11 protein-coding genes are annotated in these 9,274 nt (G+C 62.5%); 2 read left to right on the forward strand and 9 right to left on the reverse strand.

The genetic code is table 11. The features are described from left to right. Window positions 1–6 precede the first annotated feature (6 nt). Together ACLHHB_RS02755 and ACLHHB_RS02760 are read right to left on the reverse strand one after the other, a co-directional pair. Window positions 7–168, reverse strand: coding sequence for an FAD-linked oxidase C-terminal domain-containing protein (locus ACLHHB_RS02755; RefSeq protein ID WP_410216764.1), 162 nt, complete (start codon window positions 166–168; stop codon window positions 7–9). A 95-nt stretch (window positions 169–263) separates the two neighbouring features. Beyond that, window positions 264–989 (reverse strand): HpcH/HpaI aldolase family protein, encoded by a 726-nt coding sequence (locus ACLHHB_RS02760; RefSeq protein ID WP_410216754.1) that lies wholly within the window; start codon window positions 987–989, stop codon window positions 264–266. A gap of 226 nt (window positions 990–1,215) precedes the next feature. On the opposite strand from ACLHHB_RS02760, the gene ACLHHB_RS02765 reads away from it, so the two are divergent. Beyond that, the gene (locus tag ACLHHB_RS02765; protein WP_410216755.1) at window positions 1,216–1,491 is read left to right on the forward strand and encodes a hypothetical protein; all 276 of its coding nucleotides are present in this window, start codon (window positions 1,216–1,218) and stop codon (window positions 1,489–1,491) included. 100 nt (window positions 1,492–1,591) lie between these two features. Here the strand turns inward: ACLHHB_RS02765 and nagB are convergent, their stop codons facing one another. Together nagB and ACLHHB_RS02775 are read right to left on the reverse strand one after the other, a co-directional pair. Further along, window positions 1,592–2,362, reverse strand: a complete 771-nt coding sequence (gene nagB, locus ACLHHB_RS02770; RefSeq protein WP_410216756.1) for a glucosamine-6-phosphate deaminase — start codon at window positions 2,360–2,362, stop codon at window positions 1,592–1,594. A gap of 340 nt (window positions 2,363–2,702) precedes the next feature. Then, window positions 2,703–3,929, reverse strand: a complete 1,227-nt coding sequence (locus ACLHHB_RS02775; protein WP_410216757.1) for an aminotransferase class V-fold PLP-dependent enzyme — start codon at window positions 3,927–3,929, stop codon at window positions 2,703–2,705. A 70-nt stretch (window positions 3,930–3,999) separates the two neighbouring features. On the opposite strand from ACLHHB_RS02775, the gene ACLHHB_RS02780 reads away from it, so the two are divergent. Then, window positions 4,000–4,815 carry an IclR family transcriptional regulator gene (locus tag ACLHHB_RS02780; RefSeq protein ID WP_410216758.1) on the forward strand — a complete coding sequence of 272 codons (816 nt, stop codon included), beginning with the start codon at window positions 4,000–4,002 and terminating at the stop codon, window positions 4,813–4,815. Here the strand turns inward: ACLHHB_RS02780 and ACLHHB_RS02785 are convergent. The 5 genes from ACLHHB_RS02785 to ACLHHB_RS02805 form a co-directional block, all read right to left on the reverse strand. After that, window positions 4,806–5,306 carry a RidA family protein gene (locus ACLHHB_RS02785; RefSeq protein ID WP_410216759.1) on the reverse strand — a complete coding sequence of 167 codons (501 nt, stop codon included), beginning with the start codon at window positions 5,304–5,306 and terminating at the stop codon, window positions 4,806–4,808. The genes ACLHHB_RS02780 and ACLHHB_RS02785 overlap by 10 nt on opposite strands. After that, complete coding sequence (locus ACLHHB_RS02790) at window positions 5,275–6,258, reverse strand: ABC transporter ATP-binding protein (RefSeq protein WP_410216760.1); 984 nt, start codon at window positions 6,256–6,258, stop codon at window positions 5,275–5,277. Before ACLHHB_RS02790 ends, ACLHHB_RS02785 begins: the two co-directional genes overlap by 32 nt. After that, window positions 6,255–7,256: an ABC transporter ATP-binding protein gene (locus ACLHHB_RS02795; RefSeq protein WP_410216761.1), complete on the reverse strand. Its 1,002-nt coding sequence runs from the start codon at window positions 7,254–7,256 to the stop codon at window positions 6,255–6,257. Before ACLHHB_RS02795 ends, ACLHHB_RS02790 begins: the two co-directional genes overlap by 4 nt. A gap of 11 nt (window positions 7,257–7,267) precedes the next feature. Next, window positions 7,268–8,392: an amidohydrolase family protein gene (locus ACLHHB_RS02800; RefSeq protein ID WP_410216762.1), complete on the reverse strand. Its 1,125-nt coding sequence runs from the start codon at window positions 8,390–8,392 to the stop codon at window positions 7,268–7,270. Window position 8,393: 1 nt separating this feature from the next. Next, the coding region (locus tag ACLHHB_RS02805) for an ABC transporter permease (protein WP_410216763.1) at window positions 8,394–9,274 on the reverse strand (881 nt) is incomplete at its 5' end.

The following is a 9,274-nucleotide window of genomic DNA, read 5'->3' on the forward strand; positions in this document are numbered from 1 at the left end:
GGTATACTAGTCGTTCAGGATGGGGTTTATCAGGCCCTGAGGGTTGAGCGAAACCGTGATGCTGCGGAAGACGGCGAGCGCGACTGTGTCCTTGTCGCGCAGCAGCTTATCCGGCGTTGCTAGCCCAATCCCATGCTTGGCGGGAGATTGCTGCAGCTGTGAAACGATGGCGTCTTGTCCGCTCGTAACGGTTTAGGCAGCTTTCTGCGCGCCCGCCGCCGCGTCAAGGACAAGGGCAGCCGCGTGTGATGCCCGTGCCCATGTCAGTCTTGCAGTGGCGATCGCACACCGGCCAAGACCGCATCCATCTGCCGCGCCAGAAGCCAGCTATCCCCGGCGACAGCCACGAAGCTCACGCCGCGCGCAAAGTAGCCGCGCGCCAGATCCTCCCCAAATCCCAGGATACCGATCGGGATAGCCGCTGCCCGGGCCATCGCGCAGGCCTCGTCAATGAGGGACTGGACTTCTGGCGCGTTCGGCCCACCCGGATAACCCATCGCAGCCGACAGATCTGCCGGGCCAATGAAGATTGCATCGACGCCCTGCACCTGGGCAATCTCGGGGATGGCACGGACTGCCTGTGGAGTCTCGACCTGAACGATCAGGAACAGGTCTTGCGTGCAGCAGTCCAGGTAATCGGCCTGACGTCCATAGCCGTTGGCACGGGTGGTCAGCGACAGTCCGCGCATCCCCTGCGGTGGGTAGCGCGTGAAGCTGACGGCGCGGGCTGCATCCTCAGCATTTTCGATCATCGGAAACATCAGGCAGCGTGCGCCCATGTCCAGCAATCGCTTCACAACAACCGGTTCGGCCACCGGGACGCGCACGATGGGTTCGGCCAATGCGCCGCGGGTGGCGCGCAGGTGGTCGGGAATGCCCGAGAGCGCGGTGGGTGCATGCTCCATGTCGATCAAGACCCAATCGGCCCCACTGTCGGCGGCCATTTCAGTGACGGCCGGCGAATCCAGCGACAGCCACAGTCCGGCCATCCGCCTGCCTGCCATAAGCCCGGCCCGAAATCGGTTGCTGGTCACAGTACTACCCTCCCCTGTCCGTAACAACGGCGCGCTTCTTCTTAATACCGCCCGCGCACCGATACAAAGCCGCCGTGCAGACATCCGCCTTGGACAGCGTTCCAATCCCCATCTTCTGATCTGAAGGACGAATGATGAGCAACCACAATCTGACCGGCGATCCGCCGATCACGGCCCAGTCATGAGCGGCCGACCCGCTGTTCCCGCTTACGTCGGCCTGGTTGCCGACACCCACCTGCCGCGCGCGGCGCATCCCGTCGTCGTGCCGGCAGCAGGAAGCCATGGCGGCGCCACTGCCGAGGGTCAGCGCGCCCTGCTGGCCAAATTGGGCATCGCCGAGGACAGCATCGGCTGTCCCATCGAGAGCAGCATGGACTCGGTCGAAGTCGGGGTGCTGGACAACGGCAGGTCGGTCCAGGTCGACCGGCTGGCGGTATCGTCCTGTCAAACCGCATGATCCGGCAACGAACGCGGGCGATCAATGGTCTAAGAGGACTCATGGCAGAGTATGGCGAGGTGGTTCAGGTGAACTTTGCACTTTATGACGTTGAACGCCCCTAAGGGTCTGATAACGCTCTCCGACCGGCGGTTTCATAGCAGTTGTCACGCAGCTTGAGGCCCGCTGCAGCGGCCTCGTCGATCAGTATCGTACAATTACCATGCAACTGGAGCGCTGATGCCGGACAGGCTGGAGAGAGCGGCCCCTCGATTGTTCGAACAACTGCGTCGCGCTTGCCCTCCCCTGTGGCCAACATGAGGATTTCTCGCGCATTAAGGATGGTACCGATGCCCATGGTAATTGCCTGTCGCGGCACGAGATCCAGGGAGTCAAAATAACGGGAATTGTCGCTCACGGTCTGGCTTGCCAAAGTCGTGACCCGGGTCCGGGAGGTTGGTGACGAGGGGGGTTCATTGAACCCAATATGCCCGTTTACACCCAGCCCCAGCACCTGCAGGTCTATCCCGCCCGCGGCTGCGATAGCGGCCTCGTAGCGAGACGCTTCTGCTATGGGATCGGGAGCATGACCGTGAGGAAGATGGGCCTGCGCTGCTGGCAGTTGCACAGCATCGAACAGACGGGTCTTCATGTAATAAGCGTAGCTCTGCGGATGGGTAGGGGACAAACCGACATATTCATCAAGGTTGAAACTGGTGAACGTTGCAGGCCTGTGTACGAGACTTCTGCGCAGGTGCTCATAGACTGGCTCCATCGTGCCTCCGGTTGCCAAGCCCAGCACGATGAAGGGATTGGCCGTGATTTTCTCCACGATCCGGCGTGCCGTCTCAGCGCTTGCGGTCTCTGCGTCGGGAAATATGTAAACCTTCATGTTCATGCTCTTTTGTCGTCGCCACTGCCCCCCGTCCACGACAAGGTTGTCGGCGGTCGGACGGCGGCGGTGAGCTGCAGATATCGGTAATACTGAAGCGCGCGGTCTTGAAGGCGGAGCACAGAGACGCCCATGCCCTCGTCCCTTTGCGAGCGCCGATTTACCGTCACTGTGGAAGATGATGGCGCCCGATCGGCCTGAGAAGGTTGCCGGAAGCAAGTTTCCCGGCACAATCCTTTCAACCAGTCGGACAACCGCATCAAGGCCCGCTGAGGACTGTCTGCCTTCTGGATGGCGTCTTGCCTTTGCGCGTCCAAAGAGGAACCCGATGTGACATTACTCAAGGCACCAACCAATCCAGGTAGCTTTGCGTGCCGCCATTGCGGGCATTGGCCAAGGCCAGCCGCGTATCGATCTGGGCCGCACCCGCGCCGTCTTGCAAGACAGAGATCAGGAGGTCGCGAACCAGTTCTGCTTGACCGGGCATCAGATTGCAGGGGTCTAGCTGAAAATATCCCTTCTCGACTTCATGGCCACGCACGATCAGCGGGGGATCCTGCCGCCCACACAGTTCGGCAAACTGGGCCGCAGTGGCCCCAGCTCTACCAGGGTCGATCCAGACCTGCAGCCGTTCCAGCGGGTTGTTCGTGGGGTCGGGGATACGCATCGGCGTCACACCAGGCAATCCTTCCAGCGCGCCCTGCCACAGATCCAGAGCACGCGTTTCCTCCGCGCGAACCGCAACGTGATCCCGTTCCATCCACTGCTCCATGGCTGCAATGACCCCGGCGATGCTTTCCTTGCCGATCTTCATTCCCCGACCGATGCCGATGTTCTGAAGATAGCCGGCCCGCACAAGATCCCGTCTGCCAGCCACGATCCCCGAAGTCGGGCCACCCAGAAACTTGTGCCCTGAATAGATGACAAGATCCGCGCCTGCCGCCAGGAAGCCAGTCAGGTCGTATTCCGATGCGGCATCGACGATTACTGGTACGCCCCGCGAATGAGCAATCTGTACAAACGTCTCCAGCGGGATCATCCCGTAATCGACGACATGATGCGACACGACATAAAGAGCCGCAGCGCAGGTTTCATCCAATGCCGCTTCGAGCTGGTAGTCCTTGACCGAAGTCGACTGCCCCACGGTACGGGTCCTCCCGCCTGCCAGCGCGATCGCTTGTGAGACCGGAGCCCCATATTCGCAGAGATGACCCATTTGGACGGCCACGCCATTCTTGGGACCCGGGGCTTCTGGCAGCGCCTCGACGCGGGCGGGATCCATGCCTGTGATGCAGCCAGCGATCGCCAACGTCATGCCGGCGCTGGCCGAGGCGGTCACAAAACCCGCCTCTGCGCCGGTCAAACGGGCGATCACGTCAGACGCTCTTGCCTGCATCTCATGGATGCGTGCAAAGCGCGGCATCGCTTCTGCCGTGGCCTGCGCGACGCGCACCGATGCAATCGAGCCGCCAAGCGAGGTCATTGTCCCGGAGACGTTGATCATGCGGCCGAAGCCCTGCGCGTCGTGCCATGACCAGTCGATCGGGTGCTGAGTGTTCTTGATCATGTGCTGTGTTTTTCCTTGTTGCAGGTTATTCCATAGTTACGTAAGTGCCGGCCGAGCAATGGAAGATGCCATGACCGAAGATGCGAGCAGCCTGAGCCAGAATAGTGACAGCGACACGGTCGTCCGGCCGCGCAGCCGCACGAGCGGCATTGACCGGTCACTGCAGATCCTCGACATCCTGACCGAGCGGCATCAGCCGATGACGGCTTACGATCTGGCCAAGGTGACAGGCGCCCCGCCTTCCACAGTCTACAAGCTGATCGATGAATTGACTGAGCGGAACATGCTGTCGCGCGGCGCCGATGGCCGGGCCTGGCTGGGACCGCGCCTGATGCGCTATGGCTTGGCCTACCGCGCTCGAATGAGCGCCTTCGGCGAGGCGGAGCGGGCGATGTTTGCCCTGAACGAACGCGTGGGCGAGATGGTGCAGATCTGCACCCGGGACGAGGGCATGATGCAGGTGGTGGCCATGGCCGAGAGCACGGGTCCCTTTCGCGTCACCTCTGATGTCGGCACGCGGGTGCCGCTGAACTGGACCGCCTCGGGGCGGCTGCTGATCGGGCATTTGCCCGACGACGCGCGGATCGCTGTTTTCCGGGCTCATGCCCGCCCGTCGAATACCGGGCTGGCCGAGACGGACCCTCAGGTTCTGGCCGAGTTGTCGCGCCGGGACTTTCTGGAGGGGCTGTCGGTGCAGATTGACACGTCCGAGGATCAGGTGGCTTGTATTGCGGCCCCCGTACGGGGGCAGGATGGCACCTGTCAGTTGACCCTGTCCGTGGTCATGCCCAAGCACCGCGTGCGCGACAAGTTCGACCTTGTCGCGCATGAGGTACGGGAGGCCGCACGCTCGGTCGAGCGGGCCTTGGGCTTGCTTCACCGCTGATCTCCGCTTGGCGCAGCCTCGAAAATCGCTTCGATCTCAACACTGATCCGGTTGGGCAGCGAGCCCACTCCGAAGGCCGAGCGGGCGTGAATGCCCGCTTCGCCAAAGACCTCTGCCAGAAGGTCCGATGCGCCATCGATCACGTAAGGATGACGTTCGAAGTTCGGTCCGGCGTTGACCATGCCGAGCAGCTTGACCACGCCGCCCACCCGATCCAGTGAACCCAGGTGGTCACGCAACGCTGCCATGATGTTTATCGCCACCAGCCGGGCGTGATCTCGCGCCTCGTCGGGGGTGACGTCCTCGCCAACCTTGCCGCGGATCAGGGTGCCGTCGTCACGCACGGGCCCCTGCCCCGACACATAGATCATGTTGCCCGAGCACCGGACATTGCGGAATGACCCGATTGGGCTGGGGGCGGCACTGGGCAGGACGATGCCCAAGGTCGCCAAGCGCGTTTCAGGAGAGGGTGGCGACGCCGTGATATCCATGAAGTTCCTCGGTTCTCTTGCAATAGCTTTGGTGACTGCGATCGACTTGGTAGGGGGCGGGTCGACCATCTGCGCAGAACGGCGCCGCATGCGGGCATCGGGTGCGGAAGACGCAGCCCGAAGGTGGAGCCAGAGGGCTTGGAATGTCACCCTGCAGCAGGGTCCGGTTGCGCAGCGCGCGCGGGTCTGGCTGCGGAATGGCGGAATTAAGTGCTTGCGTGTAGGGGTGGGCTGGGGCACGACCGATGGTTGCGGCCGGGCCGACCTCCATCAGGCGGCCCAGATACAGAACCGCCACCTGATCGCAGAGATAGTTCACGACCGAGAGATCATGGGCGATGAACAGCATGGTGAGGTTCCGCCGCGCCTGCAGGTCAAGCAGCAGGTTCAGCACCTGCGCCTGAATGGACACATCGAGCGCCGAAACGCTTTCGTCAGCGACGATGAAGTCCGGCTCGACTGCCAAGGCCCGCGCGATCCCGATGCGCTGGCGCTGCCCACCCGAGAAGGCATGCGGATATCTTCCCATGTGATCGGGGCTCAGGCCCACTTCTTCCAGCAATGCAGCGACGCGGTCTCGACGCTCGGCACGGGTGCCGATCCCGAAGGCGCGCAGCCCCTCCGCGATGAGGTCGCCGACCTTCAAGCGCGGGTTCAGCGAGGACATCGGGTCTTGGAAGATGATCTGCATCCGCCGACGCATGTCGCGCATCTTGGCAGCTGGCAGGGTCGCGATATCGATGCCGTCGAAGACGATCTGGCCACTGCTCGGCTCGATCAGGCGCAACAGGCTGCGGCCCAAGGTCGTCTTGCCCGACCCGCTTTCGCCCACCAGCCCGGTGATCGACCCTCGCGGAATGTCGAAGCTGACATCCTCCAGCGCATGGACCACGCCTGCACCCGTGTCGAAGCGCTTGGTCAGGTTGCGGATCTGCAGCAACGGACTGCTCATGCCGCCCCCGCCACGTCAAAAATGCAGGCCGACAAGTGACCCGGCGCCTTTTCGTCCAAGACAACTGGTTGCTGGCAGGCCGGCCGCGCATGGGGACAGCGTGGCGCAAAGGCGCATCCGGGCGGCAAGCGAGTCAAGGGCGGCGCAGTCCCCGCGATTGGCACCAATCGATTTTCGGGGCCCAAGCCTGCCCGCGGGATCGATGACAACAACCCTTGGGTATAAGGATGGCGGGTCTCGTCGAACAAGTCTGTGACGCTTGCCTGCTCCACCACGGCCCCTGAATACATGACGGCAACGTCATCGGCCATTTCAGCCACAACGCCCATGTCATGGGTGATGAACAGGATAGACATGCCCAGGTCCTTCTGCAGGCGTCGCATCAGGTCCAGGATCTGGGCCTGGATGGTGACGTCCAGCGCGGTTGTTGGCTCGTCGGCGATCAGCAATGCAGGGTGACAGATCAGCCCCATCGCAATCATCACCCGCTGCCGCATGCCGCCCGACAGCTGGTGCGGATAGGTATCGACGCGGGCGGCGGCGCCTGGGATTTCGACCAGCTCCAGCATCTCGATGACGCGTTTGCGGCGCGCCTCGAAGGTCAGCGTTTCGTGCAGCAACAGCATCTCTCCGATCTGGTCACCGATGGTGAACAGCGGGTTCAGAGACGACATCGGCTCCTGGAAGATCATCGAGATGCCGGGGCCGCGCAGTTTGCGAAACCCGGAAGCGTTCAGCGTTGCCAGGTCGGTCACCTGCCCCGACCGCCCGGTGAATAGCAGCTGCCCCGACAGGATGCGGCCCGATGGCGGCAACAGCCCCATCAGTGCCAGCGACGTCACTGATTTGCCCGACCCGCTTTCGCCCACCAGTGCCAGCGTCCGCCCGCGAGCCAAGGAAAAGCTGACATCGCGCAGCGCCGTCACCGCTGAAGGGCCCCGGCCAAAGGCGACGCTGAGCCCTTTGACCGAAAGGATCGTTTCCGCGGACCTGGACATCGCGCTCATCCTCAGCTTCCTGGCGGCAGCCGCCGCGCAGCCGGCTGCACGTCACAGCCGAGGACCGTCAAACGGGGTTCGAACATGCGGTCCAACACCATGTGGTTGCCCTGACTGTCCTCGACGTCGATCTGCGCGTTGTTCAAGTCAAAAGCTGTGAAATCGGCCCGCATTCCAGGCGTCGCCCCGTCACGGCCTGATAGACCTAGAACGGATCGGGGCGCATGGGTTACCGCGTGAATGCAGTCGTCGAAGGGCAAGCCCACGGCCAGGAGCTTGGCCAGCGTGGTTGACATGTCATAAACGGGTTTCGCCATCGAATGCTGGTGAAGATCAGTCGAGATCGAGAATGGCCGCAGCCCGTCTGAGATCGAATCCCGAGCAGTCTTGAAGTTGAACGAGGCACCGCCGTGCCCAATATCCATCAAGATCCCCCGTCCGGCCAGATCCGTCGCCTGCCGAAACAGCGCGGCAGTATCTCGGATCGAGCCTGCCGGCTTGCCGTTAAAGCAATGCGTGACGATGTCCCCTGGGGTCAGGATGTCGAAGACCTCGTCGATCAAGGGGGGTGGCTCGCCAACATGAACCATCAACGGCAGGTTGGTCATTTCGGCAACGCGTTTGGCGATCTTGGCGGGAGTGATGCCCCAACTGCCCACGATGACGCCCGAGGCTCGCACCTTGATGCCGCAGATCACGTCCCGGTTCGCCTCGATCACGGCCAGCGTCCGGTCGATGTCGATCGAACGCCAGTCTGCCAGTTCCGGCACCCGGTTACAGGCCACCAGCCCGATCGAGCCGATGTTCAGAAAGGCGCGGATTGTTTCCGATGCGGGATCGATCACGTATTCACGCAGTCCGTGAAAGCTGGCCTCGCCAGCCGATCCGGCATCGGCCATCGCGGTCACGCCGGTAGGTCGCCCAGCCTCGGACGCCCGGACTGAAATATCGGTTCCTCCAAACCAGACATGGACATGCAGGTCGCACCAGCCGGGCGACAAGTACGCTCCAGCCAGATCGACGACGCGGGCCCCTTCGACTGGCGCCGGGGCCACCCTTCCTTCATCGTCCACGAAGATGCGGGATGGGTTTGCGTCCAGGCCCGCAGGGGTGAAGTTTGTCAGCGTCAGGGCCATCTCAGCTCTCCTTAGCCAGTTTGGGATCAAGGGCGTCGCGCAGCCCGTCGCCAACGATCTGCAGCGACAAGACCGACAGGGCGATGGCGATGCCCGGAAACAGGATCATAAAGAAGGCGTTGTCGATGAACTGACGGCCTTCGTTCACCATGATGCCCCAAGTAGGCGTGCGCGGATCGACGCCTACGCCGAGGAAGGACAGTCCAGCTTCGGCCAGCATCGCATAGGCGAAGATGAACGTGGCCTGCACCAGGATCGGCGACATGATGTTGCGCAGCACATGCGTCACCATGATGGTTGGTGTAAGCGTGCCTAAGGCGCGTGCGGCCTCAACGTATGGCAGCTCGCGGATTACCAGGGTCGAGGCGCGGACGATCCGAGCAATGCGGGGCGCATAGACGACCGACAGCGCAAGGACAACATTGACCATCGTGCCGCCGAAGATTGCGACCAGCGACAGCGCCAGTAGAATATCGGGAAAGGCCATCATCGCGTCGATCAGCCGCGACAGCGGCGTGTCCAACCGCCGGAAGAAGCCAGCCAGCAGGCCAATGGTGATGCCGGCAATCGATGACAGCACCGCGACTCCCAGTCCGATCCCCAGAGAGGTCTGCCCCGCGACCAGCAATCGCCCCAGCAGATCACGGCCAAAAGCATCGGCACCCAGCAGGTACTCGGTCCCCGGCGGCGTCAACCGGTTGCGCACGGACATTCCGCCGATTTCAGTGATGCCCAGTAGGGGCAGCAAAAAACACGCGGCGACGATGCCGATGAAAACGACCAGTGCGACTACGGTCGAAGGCCGCTGGAACAAGATCTTGCGAAAACCGGGTTCTGTCAGTGTCGAGGCGGCGGCCATCAGTATTTCACCCTCTTGTCGAC

This window comes from Paracoccus sp. (in: a-proteobacteria), assembly GCF_046462195.1.
GTDB lineage: Bacteria > Pseudomonadota > Alphaproteobacteria > Rhodobacterales > Rhodobacteraceae > Paracoccus.

What these genes read in the sequence shown, in the direction of transcription:
- ACLHHB_RS02760 (WP_410216754.1), bottom strand. Translation starts at nt 989, where the DNA reads ATGGCCGGACTGTGGCTGTCGCTGGATTCGCCGGCCGTCACTGAAATG.
- ACLHHB_RS02765 (WP_410216755.1), top strand. Translation starts at nt 1,216, where the DNA reads ATGAGCGGCCGACCCGCTGTTCCCGCTTACGTCGGCCTGGTTGCCGAC.
- nagB (WP_410216756.1), bottom strand. Translation starts at nt 2,362, where the DNA reads ATGAAGGTTTACATATTTCCCGACGCAGAGACCGCAAGCGCTGAGACG.
- ACLHHB_RS02775 (WP_410216757.1), bottom strand. Translation starts at nt 3,929, where the DNA reads ATGATCAAGAACACTCAGCACCCGATCGACTGGTCATGGCACGACGCG.
- ACLHHB_RS02780 (WP_410216758.1), top strand. Translation starts at nt 4,000, where the DNA reads ATGACCGAAGATGCGAGCAGCCTGAGCCAGAATAGTGACAGCGACACG.
- ACLHHB_RS02785 (WP_410216759.1), bottom strand. Translation starts at nt 5,306, where the DNA reads ATGGATATCACGGCGTCGCCACCCTCTCCTGAAACGCGCTTGGCGACC.
- ACLHHB_RS02790 (WP_410216760.1), bottom strand. Translation starts at nt 6,258, where the DNA reads ATGAGCAGTCCGTTGCTGCAGATCCGCAACCTGACCAAGCGCTTCGAC.
- ACLHHB_RS02795 (WP_410216761.1), bottom strand. Translation starts at nt 7,256, where the DNA reads ATGTCCAGGTCCGCGGAAACGATCCTTTCGGTCAAAGGGCTCAGCGTC.
- ACLHHB_RS02800 (WP_410216762.1), bottom strand. Translation starts at nt 8,392, where the DNA reads ATGGCCCTGACGCTGACAAACTTCACCCCTGCGGGCCTGGACGCAAAC.